Source organism: Tunturiibacter gelidiferens (assembly GCF_051013345.1).
Taxonomy (GTDB): domain Bacteria; phylum Acidobacteriota; class Terriglobia; order Terriglobales; family Acidobacteriaceae; genus Edaphobacter; species Edaphobacter gelidiferens_A.
The window spans coordinates 6,491,698-6,510,698 of sequence record NZ_CP132939.1 but is presented as its reverse complement, the minus strand read 5'-3'; the positions used below and the strand labels follow the sequence as shown (position 1 = coordinate 6,510,698).

17 protein-coding genes and 1 pseudogene are annotated in these 19,001 nt (G+C 58.9%); 6 read left to right on the top strand and 12 right to left on the bottom strand.

The window, feature by feature from the left end:
- Positions 1-136: 136 nt before the first annotated feature.
- Positions 137-1,033: a class I SAM-dependent methyltransferase gene (locus tag RBB80_RS32985; protein ID WP_433970006.1), complete on the top strand. Its 897-nt coding sequence runs from the start codon at positions 137-139 to the stop codon at positions 1,031-1,033.
- Positions 1,034-1,277: 244 nt separating this feature from the next.
- Here the strand turns inward: RBB80_RS32985 and RBB80_RS32980 are convergent, their stop codons facing one another.
- The 5 genes from RBB80_RS32980 to RBB80_RS32960 form a co-directional block, all read right to left on the bottom strand.
- Positions 1,278-2,693: a PP2C family protein-serine/threonine phosphatase gene (locus RBB80_RS32980; RefSeq protein ID WP_433966285.1), complete on the bottom strand. Its 1,416-nt coding sequence runs from the start codon at positions 2,691-2,693 to the stop codon at positions 1,278-1,280.
- 121 nt (positions 2,694-2,814) lie between these two features.
- Positions 2,815-3,075, bottom strand: coding sequence for an acyl carrier protein (locus RBB80_RS32975; RefSeq protein WP_433966284.1), 261 nt, complete (start codon positions 3,073-3,075; stop codon positions 2,815-2,817).
- Between the two features lie 89 nt (positions 3,076-3,164).
- Positions 3,165-4,355: an NAD(P)/FAD-dependent oxidoreductase gene (locus tag RBB80_RS32970; RefSeq protein WP_433966283.1), complete on the bottom strand. Its 1,191-nt coding sequence runs from the start codon at positions 4,353-4,355 to the stop codon at positions 3,165-3,167.
- Between the two features lie 45 nt (positions 4,356-4,400).
- Positions 4,401-5,477: a type III polyketide synthase gene (locus RBB80_RS32965; RefSeq protein WP_183764215.1), complete on the bottom strand. Its 1,077-nt coding sequence runs from the start codon at positions 5,475-5,477 to the stop codon at positions 4,401-4,403.
- 164 nt (positions 5,478-5,641) lie between these two features.
- A complete protein-coding gene (locus tag RBB80_RS32960; protein WP_433966282.1) occupies positions 5,642-6,316 on the bottom strand; it encodes a hypothetical protein in 675 nt (224 codons plus the stop codon).
- Between the two features lie 14 nt (positions 6,317-6,330).
- On the opposite strand from RBB80_RS32960, the gene RBB80_RS32955 reads away from it, so the two are divergent.
- The 3 genes from RBB80_RS32955 to RBB80_RS32945 all read left to right on the top strand — a co-directional run bounded on the left by RBB80_RS32955 (position 6,331) and on the right by RBB80_RS32945 (position 7,715).
- On the top strand, positions 6,331-6,567 hold the full coding sequence (locus RBB80_RS32955) for a hypothetical protein (RefSeq protein ID WP_433966281.1): 237 nt from the start codon (positions 6,331-6,333) through the stop codon (positions 6,565-6,567).
- A gap of 432 nt (positions 6,568-6,999) precedes the next feature.
- Positions 7,000-7,425, top strand: a complete 426-nt coding sequence (locus RBB80_RS32950) for a hypothetical protein (RefSeq protein ID WP_433966280.1) — start codon at positions 7,000-7,002, stop codon at positions 7,423-7,425.
- A gap of 5 nt (positions 7,426-7,430) precedes the next feature.
- Positions 7,431-7,715: a PEP-CTERM sorting domain-containing protein gene (locus RBB80_RS32945; RefSeq protein WP_433966279.1), complete on the top strand. Its 285-nt coding sequence runs from the start codon at positions 7,431-7,433 to the stop codon at positions 7,713-7,715.
- Positions 7,716-7,811: 96 nt separating this feature from the next.
- On the opposite strand, the gene RBB80_RS32940 is transcribed toward RBB80_RS32945, so the two are convergent.
- Positions 7,812-8,783 carry an SDR family oxidoreductase gene (locus RBB80_RS32940; RefSeq protein ID WP_433970004.1) on the bottom strand — a complete coding sequence of 324 codons (972 nt, stop codon included), beginning with the start codon at positions 8,781-8,783 and terminating at the stop codon, positions 7,812-7,814.
- A 393-nt stretch (positions 8,784-9,176) separates the two neighbouring features.
- On the opposite strand from RBB80_RS32940, the gene RBB80_RS32935 reads away from it, so the two are divergent.
- A complete protein-coding gene (locus RBB80_RS32935) occupies positions 9,177-10,544 on the top strand; it encodes a nucleotide sugar dehydrogenase (RefSeq protein ID WP_433970003.1) in 1,368 nt (455 codons plus the stop codon).
- Positions 10,545-10,657: 113 nt separating this feature from the next.
- On the opposite strand, the gene RBB80_RS32930 is transcribed toward RBB80_RS32935, so the two are convergent.
- Positions 10,658-11,569, bottom strand: coding sequence for a hypothetical protein (locus tag RBB80_RS32930; protein WP_433966278.1), 912 nt, complete (start codon positions 11,567-11,569; stop codon positions 10,658-10,660).
- Between the two features lie 360 nt (positions 11,570-11,929).
- On the opposite strand from RBB80_RS32930, the gene RBB80_RS32925 reads away from it, so the two are divergent.
- Complete coding sequence (locus RBB80_RS32925) at positions 11,930-12,826, top strand: glycosyltransferase family A protein (protein ID WP_433966277.1); 897 nt, start codon at positions 11,930-11,932, stop codon at positions 12,824-12,826.
- A 10-nt stretch (positions 12,827-12,836) separates the two neighbouring features.
- Here the strand turns inward: RBB80_RS32925 and RBB80_RS32920 are convergent, their stop codons facing one another.
- The 5 genes and pseudogenes from RBB80_RS32920 to RBB80_RS32900 form a co-directional block, all read right to left on the bottom strand.
- The gene (locus tag RBB80_RS32920; RefSeq protein ID WP_433966276.1) at positions 12,837-13,712 is read right to left on the bottom strand and encodes an FkbM family methyltransferase; all 876 of its coding nucleotides are present in this window, start codon (positions 13,710-13,712) and stop codon (positions 12,837-12,839) included.
- A gap of 313 nt (positions 13,713-14,025) precedes the next feature.
- Positions 14,026-15,519 (bottom strand): hypothetical protein, encoded by a 1,494-nt coding sequence (locus tag RBB80_RS32915; protein WP_433966275.1) that lies wholly within the window; start codon positions 15,517-15,519, stop codon positions 14,026-14,028.
- Positions 15,516-16,991 (bottom strand): hypothetical protein, encoded by a 1,476-nt coding sequence (locus RBB80_RS32910; protein WP_433966274.1) that lies wholly within the window; start codon positions 16,989-16,991, stop codon positions 15,516-15,518. Before RBB80_RS32910 ends, RBB80_RS32915 begins: the two co-directional genes overlap by 4 nt.
- 332 nt (positions 16,992-17,323) lie before the next feature.
- Positions 17,324-18,556 (bottom strand): annotated as a pseudogene (locus tag RBB80_RS32905) (putative Ig domain-containing protein); the annotation flags it as partial.
- Positions 18,457-18,999, bottom strand: coding sequence for an Ig domain-containing protein (locus RBB80_RS32900; protein WP_433966273.1), 543 nt, complete (start codon positions 18,997-18,999; stop codon positions 18,457-18,459). The gene RBB80_RS32900 and the pseudogene RBB80_RS32905, both read right to left, overlap by 100 nt.
- Between the last annotated feature and the right edge of the window lie 2 nt (positions 19,000-19,001).

Sequence of the window (19,001 nt, the reverse complement as noted above, 5' to 3'; positions counted from 1 at the left end):
GGGTTCGGTGTGTTGTTGGGGGTGGTCGGTAATGCGGAAACTCGCCGACTACGGTAGATCGGGGTTATAACCTGATGTGGAAGGCAACAGGAGACGTTTTCTTGCTTAGGAATGGAGCTTCCGACCGTTGATCGATGTGTTCGAGCGCCTTGTCTGGCAGTTGGAGAATGAGCCGTCGCTGCTGGAGCCAGGTCAGCTTCGCCAACGTCTGGAGGCGCTTGACCGGCTGGATGCTTATTTGCCGGATATTCCTCAAACGGATTTTGGGACTGGGCCTAACGACGCAGGGCTCTATCGCCGAGCGAGAGCAATTTGCGGCAGGCTGGAGGCTGTGAATTCTGAACTTTACGAAGCCATTCGATGTGAGATTCAGCGCGGGGAGCGGCCTGAGACTTTGCTTCGGTGGATCGATTCCTCATCGGTGGTGGAAGAAGCGGCGAGGCCCGGCAGTGGGGCGGCGGGCGGCCCCGGCGGCGGCATGGGTTATGACTACATGGATGAGCTGGTCAGTGGAGTGTTTCAGTTCGAAGACCCGGGTGTTGAGGATGTTCGACGGGAGGCAGAGATGGTGTTTTATCAGCCGACCCCAGCGCGTCATATCTTCAGTCTTATAGGCCTGACTGCGCTCAATGACACCGACGTTCTAGTCGATCTTGGCTCTGGATTGGGCCATGTCCCGTTGCTGGTCTCTGCCTGCACCCGTGCGCGTGGCATAGGGATCGAGTTGGAGGCGGCCTACGTCGAACGTGCCCAGCAATGTGCACAGAGGCTGAATCTGAATATGGTCACGTTCCTTCAGCAGGATGCGCGAGCGGCGGATTTGTCCACTGGCACGGTCTTCTATCTTTACACTCCTTTTGTGGGGTCCATCCTGAGCGAGGTGCTCAACCGGCTGAGGCGTGAAGCGGCTACTCGTCGAATTCGAATCTGCACGTATGGCCCTTGTACGTCTGTCGTCGCTGAAGAGCTGTGGCTTGAGGCTGCCGCAGCGCCAGAGATGGATCGGATTGTGCTCTTTCGCTCTCGCGGTTAGAGCGGATGGTCAGGAGGATGGCCTCTACCCCAGCGGGAAAGATAGTCCTGCCGGACGGGCCTCCTGCGCGGAGGGCGGTCACTTCGTGACTTGTATACCCCTTCGGCTGGTCCTCCCGTTGGTCGGGGGAAAGTTGATTTCGACCAACGGGAGAACCGTCGAGATTCATCCTGCTGTGACCGGTACACGCGTCGCGAAGTGACCGTCCCACGCGCAGTGGGCCCGTCCGGCAGGATCTTTTTCTTTAGAGTCGCGGTTGAGAGTTGTTTGCAGAGAGATAGTCGCAGACGAGGAGGGTGAGGTCGTCGTTCTGGGACCTGGACGACCACTGTTCGAGAGACGAGAGGATGCGGGCGGCTGCGTCTTCAGCGCGGAGGTTGGCGGCTTCTTTGAGGAGAGTGTGGAGGCGGCTTGATCCGAACTCTTCTCCTTGTGCGTTGGTGGCTTCGAGGATGCCGTCGGTGTAGAGAAGGAGGCGATCGCCGGGTTCGAGCGGGTGGATGGCGGTGGTGTAAGTGGCGAAGGAAAAGGCTGCGAGCATCAGGCCGTTTTCGGTGAGTTCGATGACGTCTCCCCCGCGCAGCAGCAACATGGGGGGATGGGCTGCGGCGGAGTATCGCAGGGTGGAGGACTCTGCGTCGAGATAGACGTAGGCGGCGGTGACGAACTGCTCCTGCGTGTTGCCGCAGAGGACGGAGTTCATTCCAGCGAGGAGAAGGGCGGGATCGGCTGCGTTGGCGCGCTGGGAGGTGGCAGCGAGTTTGACCATGGAGGCGATCAGTGCGGCGGGAACGCCGTGGCCGGAGACGTCGGCGATGAGGAGGCCAGCCTGGGCCTGATCGGCAACGAGGAAGTCGTAGAAGTCTCCGGCTACGGCGGTCATGGGAACGTAGCGGGCGGCTACGTGGAAGTTGGCGGATTGAGGATAGGCTGGCGGCAGAATTGAGGTTTGGATACGGCGTGCGATCTCCAGTTCCTTTTGCAGGTCGCTGAACTGCTGGTCGCGATGGAGGCTGCGCTTTGCGGCTACGTAGCCGAGGGTTGCGAGGAAGAAGGTGAAGCCTAGTGGCTCTATGAACTCACGGTGTCCCAGGGCTCCGGCGATGTTATCGAAGAGTGCGAAGAGGACGAAGACGATGATGCCGCGGCGAGCGATGACGAAGTCTTTGTCTGTCTCCTTCCGCGTGAAAGATTGGATGATGAGTGCGAACAGACTGGCGATGATGACCAGATTGTTTGTGAGCTGAAAGGCGGTTCGTTCACCGAATAACATCGTTGCGACGGCGAGACCCAGGAAGACGGCGGTGAGAACGACGGCGATCTTACGACCAGAGCGACCCAGGAAGCCTGCTGCTTCGAAGTAGAAGAATGCGGGAATTGGCACCAGATAGTTGCCTATAGCGCGCAGGTTGTCGAAGAAATGCGAGGGAGGGATGATGAGGGTCAGAAGACCTAACTGGAGCCAAAGTCTTTGACCGTAGAAGATGGCGAAGAGAGCGAGCCAGAAGAGCATGGCGTCGAACTTGCGACCGAGGAAGGCGAATGCTATCGAGACGAGCCCGACGGCGGTGAATGCGGCTCCCAGGAAGAGGTACAGCTCGTCGTGATGAAAGGTCCGCAGGACCTGACTGGCCGTCAGCTGAGGATCGCTTACGTACATACGAGCGAATGATACACGGGAGCGGGAGGGACGCTACGACGGCTGGTTTGCGGGTGGTGAGTTGCCGTTGCTGCGAGACCGTGCTGAATGATGAAGTTTTTGTCTAGTATTGGCCGGATAGTTAGCGGGTTGGGATGGGGGAAGGGGTGGCGGTGGTGAGTTTGGCGACGCCTTCGACCATGTCGCCTACGGTGCGGAGGGTACTGAGGGCTTCGTCGGGGATCTCGATGTTGAAGGCCTCTTCGACCTCGAAGGAGATGTTGATCTTGTCGAGGGAGTCGATGTTGAGCTCGTCGAAGGTGTTGGCGAGAGAGATGGAGTCCGCGGGGATGTTTTTGGATTTAGCGATGATGTCAATGCAGCGTGTGGCGATATCGTTCATGGAACTCCGGCGTCCTCGGGGATAGCCTCAACTTACAGGGAGGCGAGTACCGCTGTAAAGTTCGTTGAGACCGCCGTCCTGAATCTAGTTTAGCTTGTCAGCATGTGTAGTCCGCTTGCCAGTAGTTCGTCAATACCCGGGAAGATGCAGGCGCGGTGGTCGATGTGTACCTCGAGGAGACGCTGGAAGAGGATGGGGTAGCGCTCGAAGGCGTTGAGGACGCGGGCGCGAAGGCGGGGAGAGCGGTCCATCAGGAGCAGGCTGCGGGAGATGAGGTTGGGAAGAAGCTGGATGTCGCGATGGGCGCGCTGGTAGAGGGCGAGGTTGTCTGCGTCGAGGGCTGTGGCGAGCGCGGAGGCCTGGCGGAAGGAGAGGCAGAGGCCTTCGCCGGTGACTGCATCGACGGAGCCTGAGGCGTCGCCGATGAGGGCGATGTTGTTGGTTGTAACTCGGCGGAGGGTGCGGCCAAGGGTGATGGAGCCGCGCTGCACGCTGCTGAGGGCTGCTGTTCCGATCTGGCGTTGGAGGGTAGGGAAGTGGGTGAGGGCCTTGTCGGCGGCGGGGATTTTTTCATTTGAGATAAATGCTATGCAGACCTCGCCGGAGGAGGTTGGGGTGACGTAGGCCTGGCCGTAGTTGCTCCAGTAGACTTCGACGAAGTTGGTCCAGGGTTCCACTTCGAAGTGCTGGCGGAGGCCGATGCGGCGGGAGTGGATGGTGGCGTCGGTGAGGCCGGCCCAGGTGGCGATGCGGGAGTGGTGGCCGTCGGCGCCGATGAGGTAGCGGGTGCGGAGGGTTTGACGGTTAGTGCGGAGGAGGTGGCCGGTGGAGGTCGGCTCGGTGCTTTGGACGGAGTTTTCCCAGTGGAAGCGGACGCCGAGGGTGTGGGCACGGTCGAGCAGAAGCTGGTGGAGGATGGTGCGGCGAATGCCCCGCCCGGGACCGTCGGGGAAGGTCGCCTCCGTGGTGGTGGGGGATTCCAGTTGCCCGTCTTCGAGTCGCTGGTTTTGGAGTGGCTCGTTGAGGAAGCGGATGCCGCTTAGGGGGTGATTCTCCGAACGGCGAAGATCGCGATTGAGATCGAAGCCGAGGACAGCAAGGGCTTCGAGCGCGTCCGGCATGAGGCCTTCGCCGCAGGCCTTGTCGACGGGAGGCTGCATGGCGTCGATGACTTCGACGTGGAGACCCTTCGTTGCGGCGGCGATGGCGGCGGCGAGGCCGGCTGGGCCCGCGCCAACGACGAGAACCTCCGCGGCAGGCTGGCTGCTACGGAGGTTCACCGGGTGCTGCTTTCGTTTTGAGTCACGGCGCTGCAGAGGCGGCTGTTACCACTGCAGGAGAACGAGCTCCGAACAGAAGGCCGGGCCCATGGCAGCGAGGATGCTGTAGGTGCCGGGTTTGCCGGGTGCGTTGACGAGAACGTCTTCGAGGACGGCGAGGACAGAGGCTGCGGAGAGATTGCCGACCTCACGCAGGCTGCGCCACGAAGGTTCGAGGGCGTTGTCTGGGAGGTTGAGGGTGGTTTCCATTGCTTCGAGAACTTTGGGGCCGCCGGAGTGGAAGATGTAGCTCGAAATGTCATCGAGTGTTAGACCGTTGTCGGTGAGAAAAGACTCAACGTTTCCGCGGAGATGCTCGTTGACGACCTTGGGGACGTCGGGGGAGAGGACGATCTTGAAGCCCATGTCGCCGATGTCCCAGCCCATGATGTGTTCTGTGTGTCGATAGAATGTCGAGCGCGTGTCAAGGATTTTGGGGCCGGAGATGCAGGTGGCACAGGTGCGCTTGGCGAGAGCGGTCTCGGAGCCCGCGATGATGACGGCGGCGGCGCCGTCGCCGAAGAGGCCGCAGGAGATGAGGTTGGCGATGGACTGGTCGTTGTCCTGCCAGGTAAGGGAGCAGAGTTCGACGGAGAGGAGCAGAGCGTACTGGTTGGGGAAGGCGCGGACGTAGTCGGAGGCGCGGGAGATGCCAGCAGCACCGGCGACGCATCCGAGGCCGAAGATGGGCGTGCGCTTGATGCTGGTGGGGAAGGGCATGCGGTTGATGAGGCGCGCGTCGATGGTGGGGCTGGCGATGCCGGTCACGGAGGCGAAGAAGATAGCGGAGATGTCGGCGGGGGTGAGGCCTACGCGGGCGAGGGCGGTGTCGATGGCTTTTTCGCCGAGTTCGACGGCGGCTACGATCCAGGCATCGTTGGTGGGGCCGAATCCGGATAGGTTCTCATAGACGTCCAAAGGGAATACGAGATTGCGGAAGTCGACACCGCAGTTGACGAAGAGCCGGTTGATGAGCCGGGGCTCTTCCATGCGGTCCTGCCAGCGCGCCGTAAGTGCTTCTGAGATTTGTGCCTGGGAGTAGCGATGAGGTGGATAGGCGGTGCCGACAGATGCAATGCGCATGCTTATGAAAACCCTTTGTAGTAACGAAAATTGAACTGCGTTTTGTTGACGGTGCGTGGTAGTTGAGAGTTGCACGCCTGCGATCGTCTCTGGAGGCGTGGGCTGGAGCGATAGCTTAAGGGTACACGCTGAGAGAGATTCAGTGTTGAATTTCGACCGGGGGGCTAATGAAGGCGGGCGATCTGGCGCTGGTAGAGGGTGTTCTGGGGGAACTCCTGCGAGAGGCCGATGAGAATCTGTTTGCCTGACTGGGTACGGCCATCGCGAAGCTCACCGACGGCGAGCATGAGGCGGGCGAAGGGGGCGAGATAGTGGCCCTGTTCGGCTGTGAGTTTGAGGAGGCGGACGCCTTCGGCCTTGTTGGTGCCGGCGCCGGCCATGCCGAGGAACCAGCGGATGGGCGCGGCCTTGAGGCTTAGCATGTAGTTTTCAATGCCTACGGCGAGGTTGGCGTCGTAGAGAGTTGGATTTACGGCGAGTGCCTGTCTGGCGTATTTGCTGGCGAGTTCGCTGTATTTGAAGGCTCCATACTCGTGGCGGTCGATGAGGGAGGCCCAGTCGGCCTGCATGCCGGAGGTGACGGCCTTGCAGTAGAGGGCGTTCGAGTCGTTGGGGTTGTGCTGGAGGGCGGTGTCGGCGAGGCGATTGGACTGGTCGATGCGGTTGCTGAAGCCCTGTTTGAGCGCCGGGTCAACGGGGGGCGGGTGCGGGAGGTGAATCGGTTGTCGTCGGCGAAGAGCTCGATGTCGAGGACGCCGAGGATATTGAATTCGTTGAAGATGTAGGCGGCGGCGTCTGAGGCTGAGCCAAGGCAGTCTTCCGGGTGGGCGTTCATCCACTGACCGAAGTGGGCGTGAGCGGCGTTGAAGTCCAGGTTGTAGAGGGCGTAGTAGCCGTCGTTGAGGGGGTGCCGGTTAGCGGCGCGCTGAAGGCTAGTACGGGAGCTGCCAGGAGAAGCAGCAAGAGATATCCGGAGAGCGCGATGCGCCGAGTGATTCTGGCTGAGGCTGGGGCGGTCGGGGTTGCCGGAGACATAACATGCATTCTCTTCTTTTACCTCATTGGCTTGAAAGCGCGGTTTCGGATTTAGAGCTTTGCGAAAGGAATTTTGCCCCAAGTGACAGCGTTTGCAGCGGTTCCGTTTACTGAGATGCGAATCAAGAGGGCAGTTGGCAGGGGTGCAATCGTTACGGAATCCATTCTTAGATTCGGACGCTAGAGAGATTTGAGAGGTTCAACGCTGATGTGCAATTTCCGGCAGGCAAGTGGCAAAGATTGTCACATTCGTGGTGTGACTATGCAAATTTTTGCCGTTTGATTCTCCGTTGCGCCAATAAATGTTTGATTCTAAGCACCTCTCGTTTGGGCGCCAAGCTGCATCCAGGGTTGCATGATCGCCTTTCAGAACCGCCGCTAAATCGGCCGGCCAAATAAAAGGCAGTGACAGGCGCGCATGTACGAGATCGTGGCAGACCACGGTTCAGGATTAGCCGCGTTTAGCGGAATTCAGGAGGCCCTTTTCATGAAACTGATTTTGAAACTCTCTGCTTTGGGAGTGGTGTTCGTGGTCGCAACTACGTTCGCCTCTGCCGATACTCTGTCTCTGGGAAGCTACGGTCAGGATGCGGGCAATGGTGGCAACAATAACTCTGCTTTAGCTGTGATCGCGCCGCCGAGCTATGCGTATAGCGATGGATTACCTGACTTCACAGCACCGGTAGATCCTTTGATTGGTACACAATATCTTCCCATTACCAATAGCGCGGTGTGGAGTCTGCCGATCGGTGATTCGAGCTGGGTGTCGTATGCGCAGACCAGTCCGGAGTCGAGTCCATTCGTCAGCACGCCGAATGGCAATTATTTTTTACCAGCACGTTTGATATTGAGACCAAAGATCCATCCGACTACAGTGGTTCGATCTCAGTCCTGGCAGACGACACGGCGATAGTGTTTTTGAACGGGCAGATCTTGAACGTCCCGACGGGATCGTCTTATCCGCATTGTTCGAACGGAACGCCAACGTGCACAGGCTCTGGCACGTTGATGTACCTTCCGTCGAGTGATTTCGTAGATGGGGTCAATACGCTGACGTTCCAGGTCGTTCAGGCTGGAGGAGCGGACTTTGGAGTCGACTTCTACGGAACAGTCTCCTCGGTTCCTGAGCCCAGCTCGCTTTTACTTCTTGGGACGGGCTTGATTGGCTCTGCAGGTGTGCTGATGCTGCGGATGCGCGCGTAGGTTTCGGGCTGACTCCCCGCGAGAGGAATCGGTCTCGAACGAAGTGGTACCGATGCGTTGCTTCGATGGCTGCCAGATACTCTGGCAGCCGTTTTATCAGGCTCTGAGAGCCGTGACTTCTCTTTTCTGCTTCTCTTCGAGGTACCAGGCGACGGTCTTCTTCAGGCCTTCGTGGAAGTGTGCTTTTGGCTGGTATCCGAGCTCCTGGGTGGCGCGGGTGATGTCGGCCAGGGAGTGCTGGATGTCGCCTGCCCTGGGAGGGCCATAGATTGGCTGGGCGGTGAAGCCGAGTTGTTCGGCGATGGCGGCGTAGACCTCGTTGAGGGTGTGGCTTCTGCCGGTGCCGATGTTGAAGACGCGGCCAGTGGCTACTTCGCTGGGCGCGAGGCAGGCGAGAAGGTTGGCGCTGACGGCGTTGTCGATGTAGTTGAAGTCGCGGCTGGTGAGGCCATCGCCGAAGATGGTGGGGGTGATGCCCTCCATCATCTTGAAGGTGAACTGGGCGATGACGCCGGAGTAGGGCGAGTCGGCTGCCTGGCGGGGGCCGAAGATGTTGAAGTAGCGCAGGCAGACGCCTTCGAGGCCATAGGCGCGGTAGAAGGACTGGATGTAGTACTCGCAGGTGAGCTTCTGGACGGCGTAGGGAGAGAGCGGACGCGGCAGCATGTCTTCCTGCTTGGGCTGGGTGGGCTGGTCGCCGTAGGCAGAGGAAGAGGCCGCGTAGACGATGCGGCGAACCTTGGCGTCGCGCGCGGCGATGAGAAGGTTGAGGGTGCCGTTGATGTTGGACTCGTGCGAGGTGAGGGGATCTTTGACGGAACGAGGGACCGAGGCGAGGGCTCCCTGATGGAGGATATAGTCGACGCCTTCGCAGGCGGATTTGATGCCGGCGGCGTCCTGGAGGTCCATCTCCTGGAAGTCGATGGAGTGGCGGATATCTGCGAGGTTGTCGAGGTCTCCGGTGGAGAGATTGTCGATGCCGCGTACGTCGTGTCCCTGCTCGACGAGAGCGTGGGCCAGCGATGAACCGATGAAGCCTGCAATTCCGGTGATGAGATAACGGGCCATCATTCCTCCCCCAGACGTACCGTGCTGGGATGTTCAAAAGATGTTTCGTGACGTTATGCCTCCCTTATTATCAGGGTTTGCAGGACGAAAGCTAGTGCCGAGGGTAAATGGACGGCATGATTTAAATTTTGATGAGCGAGAAGATGCAAGTCAATGCGACTTTCGTGCGACCTGGACGACCGAAGAGGACTGATCCATTGGTATGGTGATGAGTTAGAAACTAAGAACAGTACTTTTTGAGGTTTTCGGGTGAAACTGACCTGATTGTTGCACGGGGTTTCAGTGCGGAGTAGGCAGCCAGGTCGCGAAGGCGATTAATTGATGAGGAATTCGATTGTTTTGGTCGAGTTTCTGGAGATGGAAGTGCAGAAGGTGGATGCGATAATCGAGACTATGTCTACACAAAGCCAGGTTGTTCTACCAAAGATTGCACAAGTGCGCATGGCGCGTCTGGAGAACCGTACCGCGAAGATCGGAGTGATCGGGCTCGGGTATGTGGGGTTGCCGTTGTCTCTGCTTCTGTCGGAGGCGGGTTTCAAGGTGACAGGATTTGATATTGATACTAAAAAAGTTACAGATCTCGAAGCGGGCCGGTCTTATATTTTCCGGATCGCTGCGGAGGAGATTCAGAGCGCGCGGAAGCAAGGCTTCAAGGCTACGGCGGACTTTGCGGGGCTTTCGGATCAGGATGCCATCATCATGTGTGTGCCGACGCCGCTGACCGAACATCGCGAGCCGGACCTGAGCTACGTGGAGAATACGGCGAAGGCCGCCGCCCCGTGGTTGCAGGAGGGGCAGCTGGTGGTGCTGGAGAGTACGACGTACCCGGGGACGACAGAGGATCTGATGATCCCGATCCTCGAGGCGCACAACCGCAACGGGCTGAAGGTGCAGGGCCAGGGAGCGGTGGCGGAGCGTGGAGTGTTCTATGTTGCCTTCTCGCCTGAGCGCGAAGATCCGGGCAATACTACCGTGGCGCGCCACAATATTCCGAAGGTCGTCGGCGGCCATGAAGAGATTGCTACGGAGCTGGCGGCGGTGATGTATGAGGGTATCTTTACGCGGTCGGTTAGGGTGTCGTCGACGCGCGCGGCCGAGATGACCAAGCTATTGGAGAATATCTATCGCTGCGTGAATATTGCGTTGGTGAATGAATTGAAGGTGCTGGCGCTGAAGATGGGGATGGATATCTGGGAGGTGATCGACGCTGCGGCGACGAAGCCCTTCGGCTTTCATCCGTTTTATCCGGGCCCGGGGCTGGGTGGACACTGCATTCCGATCGATCCGTTTTATTTGAGTTGGAAGGCTAAGGAGTACGACTTCAATACGCGCTTCATTGAACTGGCGGGAGAGGTGAATGAGGCGATGCCTGCGCATGTGGTGCAGTATGTCGCGAAGGGGCTGAACCAGAATAAGAAGGCTGTGAACGGGTCGCGCATTCTGATGCTGGGCATGGCTTACAAGAAGGACATCGATGACCTTCGGGAGTCGCCATCGCTGACCGTGATCGAGTTGCTTCGGGAGCAGGGGGCGGAGGTGCAGTACAACGATCCGTACTTCCCGACGGTGGGCAGAGGGCGGCACTACAACCTGAATATGACCTGTACGCCGCTCGATGATCTGGGGCAGTATGACTGCGTTCTGATCATGACGGACCACACGGACTACGACTACAAGGAAATTGTAAGCAAGTCGAAGGTGGTGGTGGACTCGCGGAATGCGACGAAGGGGATCAAGTCGGACAAGATCGTTCGTTGCTAGATGGGGCTAACGGAGGCGCGTCCTGCCGGACGGGCCCACTACGCGTGGGGCGGTCACTTCGTGACTTGTATGTCTTGACTGGTGAACTGCGTAGATCCTCCCGTTGGTCGGAGTCAGGCGGGGGCTAAAGACGCGATCGCTTTCTTTGCTTTCCTCAGGTAGAAGCCTTTGGAGAAGCGATAGGGGCCGATGAAGTGGATGAAGGCGGAGTCTTCGTAGGGGACGTCGGGGTGGGCCCAGTAGGAGAGGTACTTCGGGGCTGGAAGAGGTTTGGCTCCGCCTGAGTTTGCGATCAGGAGATTCGAGGTAAGCTGCTCGCTACCCCAGTCATTCCACTGATCCTTTGCAAGGCGCCGCATGAGTTCGGAGAACCACTCCACTTTTTCACGGTTGATCGATCCTTTGGCGAAACCGTTGAAGCCGGCGTTGCCGCGAATGTACAGAAGGGATTCGCTTTCGGGAAGCTGGTCGAAGTTTCGTTCGCAGACTGCCTGCACCATGGGATGGAGGTTGGTCTTCGAGCGCAGGCAGGCATCGGTCATGGGTTCCACCTCGGGGAAGGAACGGTCGCCGAGGAGAGTGAAGCTGCGGTTTGCGTCGATGCACTGCTGCACTTCGACGATGGAACCTGTTGTGAGGGTGTCGGAGTCGAGCTGAACGACGAAGGTGTCGGCTACGAGGTCGCTGATGAGAAGAAGACGCTCCCAGCAGCTTCCTTTCGGTGTGTTGGCCGGGGCTACTTCAGAGATGGAAACGATCTTTGCTGCAGGTATGTGTTTGCGGATCGTTGTATAGTCGGATTCGGTAAATGATCCGTCATTAAGCACGACGACCTGCGGATTTCTTCCGAGTTGATTGCAGAAGGACTTTGCGGCGAGCAGGTACATGAGGACCTCGCCGTGACAGACCATCGAGACGAGGGTCAGCGAGGGGTCACTGGAGGCGATGGGAGATGTTTTGAGGAGAGACCGACAGTTGAGATCAAACCAGGCCCTTTGAAGCGCCCGTCGTGCGCGAAAAAACATGCTGAGCCTCTCCCAATCCGTTTATTGGAGTTTATTGTTTCGTGGTTCCGATTGTTGGGCAAGTATCTTTTGGGTAGTAGCTATTCTGGGGTAGATCCTATTAGATGAATGGTGACTTAGGTTACGTCAGCCATAGGGATTTCGACGAAGCATTCCGTGACTTTCTTTGTTGTGATTCAAATCGGAAGGTACTTATTTGGATCGAGGCGAAAAGAGAGCAAACATGTATCAACCGTCTGTAATACTGCGCATATCAGGCTTTCAAGTCCTTGTGAGATCGCCGTGGCAGAATAGATCCTGAGTTTGCCGATGCAATTCGGGTTGTACGAGGCGAGCCGCTTAAGAAGAGAGATTGTGGTAATGGCGACAGTTGACATTATTGTACCGACGTACAACACCGCAAAATATCTGCCGATTGCACTTGATAGCGTTCTGGCGCAGACCTTCGAAGACTGGAGGATTCTGCTGATAGATGACGGCAGCACGGACAATACTGCCGATATCGTCGCTTCTTACCAGAAGCGATTGGGCCCTAAACTTGTGTACATCAAACAGAGCAATGGCGGGGTGTCGGCAGCGCGGAACAACGGAATACGCCACGCGACTGCGGAGTTTCTGGCGCTGCTGGATGCGGATGATGTCTGGCTGCCCTGGCGTCTGGCCGAATCGCTGCGATGTTTTGAGGACCGTCCGGAGGTTGGACTCGCGTATGGGCTCATCTCTCGTATCGATTCGGAGGGTTCGGTGATTGATACGTTTAAGGGCAATCGACGAAACGCCAAGGGAAAGATTGCCCCGTACATTTACATGAGGAGTGTGCAGCTTCCTACGTCTTCGATGATGTTTCGCAAAGCGTGTACAGATAAAGTTGGCGTGTTCGATGAGACCTTGAAGCAGACCGAGGACCGCGATCTCTGGCTCCGTATGGCGTTTCACTATGAGGTTGGGTTTGCGCCGAGAGTGATCTCTCTCTACAGAACCTCAGACGACTCGCTGACAACTGATTCCGACGGAATGCTGAAGGCTCAACTGCGATTCATTGAAAAGCATTATGGGGCTCCTGGGTGCGGGATGAAAGCTCGTCGGATCGCCTTGAGCCACATCTATCGCCAGCGAGCCGAGGCCTTTGGGCTTAGGAAACAGATGCAGGGAGCGGTACAGAGTTCGCTGCGTGCGTTGGCACTCTATCCGCTCGACTTGAGCAACGTGCGGACGGCGGGGTCGTTTCTACTGCGGTATGCGGGGCTTTACCGATGATCGGTGCGTCTCAGGATTTGGCCATCACGATCTCTTCGCGAAGAGGCTGGGCTGTCGTTGCGTCCTGACCAGCAACCTGGAAGAGGAGGAGATTCTCGCCTCGAAGGACGACATCGAAGTTATTTTCGCCGAGCCGCTTGAAGAAGTTTTTGCTGGTGCCCTGTGCCGGCATGAGCCAGTCGTGCAGTTCGATGATCAGCACCGCGGTGAGTTTCAGCCACTCCGCGGAGTCCTGAAAGACCTGCGCTTCGCCTCCCTCGATATCCATCTTTACCAGGAAGAGGCGGTTCTTCTCGGCGCGTTGAAGAACCTCGAGAACGGTGTAGGCGCGCAGCACGCTGGACGATGAGGAGTCTGAAGGGGCCGATGTCTCCTGCAGACGAAACGACGCGCTTCCGCCGAGCGGATTCTGAATCTCCAGATGGCACGGCTTGTTCCATACGCCGCCGTTCAGGCAGGTTACGTTTGGATAGGACGCGGTGTTTTGCTGGAGAAGGGCGAAGTTGCTCTTGTCGGGTTCAACGCAGTAGAGCGCAGCGTCCGGATAATGGGAGGCAAACCATACGGAGGAGAGGCCGATGTGACCGCCGCAGTCAACGATGACGGGCTGGTTGCCTTGGGACAGAATCTTCTTGTAAGTGTCCCTCACGCGCTGGGCTTGGGGTAACGATTCGAAGTCGTTCTCTTTCATGACCAGGATCTGCCAAAAGATGGGCAGGTCCTGTTGGCGGAGGTGGATTGGTGCTGGAAGGTTTGGAAGATGAAGTTGAATTAAGCCGGACTTGCGATTCGTTTGGCTGAGTAGAGAAAACCAGAGACGGATGCCCGCTGCGATGCCAAATACTCGAATGAATTTCAGGAGTTGGCGCAGACGAGATTCAGGCATGACCTAGTATGCCTGACCGCAGAAATGCTCCGCAACTACGCAAATGGGCCATTGAAGATTCCCGCGCGAACGATTTGGCGATGGTCAGTGTTGGCTGGCGCCTATGTCGTAGTTGCCGGTGGGGGCCGGGGCTTTCCTTCGTAGTCGGATTGGACCTCGGGGATGCGTACTCCGTTACCGCGGGCGGGGCTCGAGGGTGAAAGGTGAAAGTTGAAGTCGTCGAGATCTTTTTCAGAGGAGAAGTGGGGCTGTGAGACGAACTGCGGATTTTCACACTTCTCGCCAGTGTGTCCGGTCGGGCAGCGAAGCCCTCTTAGTCCATAGAAGATATTGTTGCTGCGAACGATGTGCCCGATGGTTTTTGGAAGTAGAAGCCGCCTGGGCCCTCGGGTTTTCCGCCGAGGTTGTAGGTTTTGGGATTGTCATATCCGAGGACGATGTTGTTCTTGAAGGTGAGAGTGCTATCGGAGCAGCTTGGGTCCCAGCAGTCGATGTCGAAGGTGGTGGGGGCATAGGAGACGATGGTGTTGTTGGCGAATAGAACCGTGCCACCCTGACGAAAATCGAATGGGAGAGCATCTTCGGCGCGACAAAAGTCTGCCAGGTGAGCGTTGAAGGTGACGGGCTGGCCGGGAATCGGTTCAGACATTCGGACGCAGTTTCCGATCGCGATGTTGTTGGTGAAGACGGCGGGATTCTCGTTGCCGCCCCACTTGAACGAGCCTCCTCCGTTACCGTACGCGATGGAGTTGGTGATGGTGAGCGGGCAGTCTGTTCCTTTGTCGCCGTGTCCCAGATCGAGTCCATCCTGGGTGTTGTAGATGAACTTTGAGTGATCGATATTTGTGGCGAGACACATGCCCATCGGGGTTCCGACGCCGTCTCCATATCCTCCGTTGCTCTGGCCGTAGCAGGAGATTGCGCCGGGGCCGGGATAGGCCTGATTGCAGCCGTTCCACTCGATAGTGGAGTAGTTGAAGTTCCAGGTGGCGTGAACGCTGGGGGTGCCGTTGCCGTCGTCGAAGTCCCAGCCTGCGCCACCGTTGTAGGCGATATCGCAGCGGGTGCAGGTGACGAGTCCTCCGATTGGCCCTTTGATGCCGCGACCGACGTGTCCGTGAATCCACATATCCTGCAGAAGAAGGTCGTGGGTGTGGACGTCGGTAACGACGCCGTCGGAGTCGTAGTCGTCTTTGGGGCCGCCTCGATTGCAGGGAGCGGGGACGGGGGGATCACCGAAGAAGACGCATTGCGAATGACGCGCGACGTCGATGCACTCGATATCGACGTACTGAGCGCCTTGCAGATTGAGCGGAGTCCACACTCCAAATCCGCCGAAGATCTGGGTGAGTTTTGATTTGTCGGTGGCCTCCGGGGTTCCGCAATTTGCGTAGTTTTCGCCCAGGATGCGGGTGTGCTTAGCGGGTGTTCCGGAGGGGATGGGTGGATTGCTGCAGCCAGAGGTTCCACCGCCCAGACACCAGGTGTATCCGGCGCCCTTGCCGGTTGCGGCGTCCCAGCCTACTCGCCAGGGGCCGTCGTGGATGATGACGGTGTCACCGCCGGCGATGACCCACGCGTCGCTGTTGTAGGTCTGGTCGTCCCAGAGATAACGGTAGTCGCTAAAGGCGCAATGCTGGCCTGAGCCTTTGCGATAGGGGGCGTCTGTTTTGCCGTCACACTGCCCTGAGTGTTCTTTTGAGGAGCGGGTGCCTCCATCGTGACGGATGTACCAGGTTTCTCCTGACAGTGGCAGCGAAGCTAGTAGAGCAAAGAACAAAAACAGGGCGGTGCGGCGAAGGATCATGGTTCAACGGCTCCCATGGAAGGCGGATTCGGACGGCTGACACCGTTGTAGTCGGTGGCCGGAACGCCAGTATAGGTTATTCCGGTTCCTGCTGCCGCGCTTCCAGAGGAGATGTTGAAGTTGAAGTTATCGAGTTCGGACGCGGTGAAGGTGCTGCCGGTCCCTGTGGCTTGATTGATGAAGTCCGGGGTGACGCACTTCTCGCTGGCGTAGCCGGTGGGGCAGGTGAAGCCGTGTCCCATGCCGTAGTAGATATTGTTGCTGCGGTTGATGGTGCCTATGACTGTGCCAGAGGTACTTCCACTGGGGGCCGGTTCCTGGAAGTACCAGGCTCCGGGGCCGCCTTGTTGTCCGCCGAGGTTGTAGGTTGCGGGGTTGTCGTATCCGACGACGATATTGTCGTGGAAGTTGAGCGTTGCTCCGCCGCATCCATTGCCGTTTGCTCCCTGGACGCCTGGAGCATCCCAGCAGGAGATGTCGAAGATGGTGGGCGAGTAGGTCACGATGGTGTTATTGGAGATGGTGAATTGGCTATTCTGGCGGAAGTCGAAGGGGAAGGTGTCGTCGGCGCGGCAGAAGTCGGCCAGGTTGGCGTTGTAGGTGCTCGGCGCTCCTGTAATCGGAGCGGACAGCCTCATGCAGTCTCCGATGGCGACGTTGTTGGTGATCATCGCGGTGCCGAAGTTGCCACCGATCTTGAAGCTGCCTCCGCTGTTGGAGTATGCGATGGAGTTGGTGATGCTGAGGGTATAGGGTCCGCCGGTGTCGATATGACCAAGGTCAAGTCCATCCTGAGTGTTGTAGATGAACTTGGAGTGGTCGATGGTGGCGGAGAGACCGGTGCCGTGCGGAGTTCCTACACCGTCGCCATAACCGCCATCGCTCTGGCCATAACAGGAGACGACGGGGATGGCGTGAACAGCGGGGTACTCCTGGTTGCATCCGCTCCACTCGATGGTGGAGTAGAGGAAGTGCCAGTCGCCGTTGACCATGGGAGTGGCGCTGCCATCGTCGAAGTCCCATCCTGCGCCGCCGTTAAAGGCTATGTCGCATCTGAGACAGGTGACCAGACCGCCGATGGGTCCCTTAATGCCGCGGCCGATGTGCCCGTGGATCCAAAGATCCTGCATGAGCAGATCGTGGGTGGTGTTGTCGGTGTGGATGCCGTCGGAGTCGTAGTCGTCTGCCGAGCCACTGACGCAGCCGGCAGGAACGGCGGGGCTTCCGAAGGCGATGCACTGCGAGTGTCGGGTTACTTCGAGGCACTCTACGTCGACGTACTTCGCGCCGGTGAGGTTGAGGGCTTCGGTGACGCCGAATCCGCCGAAGATCTGCGTGAGCTGCGAGCGATTGGTAACGCCGCCACTGTTGCAGGAGGCGTAGTTCTCGCCCAGGATGCGGGTGTGCTGACTGGCCGTTCCTGCCGGGATCGGGGGTTGTAGCAGCCGTAGTTGCCGCCGCCGCCGAAGCACCAGGTGTAGCCTGCGCCGCAGCCTGCGCCGCTGCAACTGCCGGGAGCCTTGTCGAAGCCGATGCGCCATGGGCCGCCGCGAAGGATGACAGTGTCGCCGCCGGCGATGACCCAGGCGTTGTTGCCGTAGCTCTGGTCATCCCAGAGATAGCGGGGATCCTTGAAGGCGCAGTGCTGGTTGGTGCCGCTGCCGGAGTACGCTACATCGGCCTTGCCATCGCACTGGCCTGCTGTCACACGCGAAGAGTAGCGAGTACCACCGTCGGGGCGGATGTACCAGGTGGTGCCAGGGTTCGGCGGTGCCGCAGCTGCGATGGTGATTGCGGCTGAAGCGGATTGGGTTTGTGCGGGGCTGCTGTTGTCGGTGACGGTTGCGGTGAAGCTGGAGGTGCCGGTGGCCGACGGCGTACCGGAGATGATGCCGGTGGTTGCGGCCAGCGTGAGGCCCGCGGGTAGAGTGCCGGAGGTGATCGACCAGGTGTAGGCCGGAGTGCCGCCAGTCGCTGTCATCGGTGCCGAGTAGGCAGTGCCGTCGGTGCCGGAGGTTAGCGTCCCGGTGGTGATCGTGAGCGCCGGAGTCGCGATGGTGAACGAGACGGATGAAGACTTCGTCTGTGCGGGGCTGGACGAGTCGGTGACTGTGACGGTGAGATTGACGGTTGCGGCTGCGGTTGGTGTGCCGGAGAGGATGCCCGTACTGGCTGCGAGGCTGAGGCCGGAGGGCAAGCTTCCCGTCGTGATGGACCAGCTGTAGGGAGTCGTGCCGCCAGTTGCGGTGAGGGTGGCGCTGTACGCCTTGTTCGTCGTGCCTGAGGCGAGAGTGGAGGAAGAGGTGATCGCGAGTGCAGGAGTACCCGCCGCGATGGTGAGTGAGAGAGTCGCAGTTGCAGTCTGCTGGGTGGAGCTTGAGTCTTTGACCGCTACGGTAACGGAGAAGCTGCCGCTGGCTGTGGGTGTACCGGAGATAATGCCGGTGCTGGCCGAGAGGCTGAGTCCCGCCGGAAGGCTGCCGGAGACGATGGACCAAGCGTAAGGGACTGTGCCGCCGGTTGCGGTGAGGGTCGAGCTGTAGGCCTTGTTCGCCGTGCCGGAGGCAAGCGTGGAGGAAGAGGTGATTGCGAGTGCAGGTGGAGCGACGGCGAGTGAGAGAGTAGCGGTGGCAGTCTGTTGGGTAGAGCTCGAGTCTTTGACCGCTACCGTGATGGAGAAGCTGCCGCTGGCTGTGGGCGTGCCGGAGATAATGCCGGTGCTGGCCGAGATGGTGAGGCCGGCCGGGAGGCTTCCCGAGGAGATCGACCAACTATAGGGAGCTGTGCCGCCTGTCGCGGTAAGGGTAGAGCTGTAGGCCTTGTTCGTCGTACCTGAGGCGAGAGTGGACGATGAGGTGATGATCAGTGCAGGCGGAGCGATGGTGAATGTGAAGGCACCGTTTGCAGTCTGCTGGGTGGAGCTTGAATCTTTGACCGCTACGGTAACGGAGAAGCTGCCGCTGGCTGTGGGCGTGCCGGAGAGGATGCCGGTGGTAGCGGAAAGGCTGAGTCCGGCGGGAAGGCTTCCAGAGACGATCGACCAGCTATAGGGGCTGTGCCGCCTGTCGCAGTGAGTGTCTTCGAGTAGCTCGTGTTTTGGGTTCCGGCGGGTAAGGATGGGGTGGTAAGCAGCAGGGCTGGAGGTGCTATGACGAGTGAGACTGCGACGGATTTTGATTGAGCAGGGTTCGATGCGTCGGTGACGGTTGCTGTGATGTTGGAGGTTCCATTTGCTGTGGGAGTACCGGAGATGACGCCCGTGCCGGCGGAGAGGCTAAGTCCTGCGGGTAAGCTGCCGGAGGTGATCGACCAGCTGTAGGGTGTGGTTCCGCCGGTCGCCAGCAGGGCGGTCGAATAGGTTGTGCCCTGAGTTCCCGAAGGCACCGACGTGGTGGTGATGGCGAGGGCAGGAGGAGCGATGACGAGTGAGAGTGCGGCAGACTTCGTCTGTGCGGGATTTGACGCGTCCGCAACGGTCACGG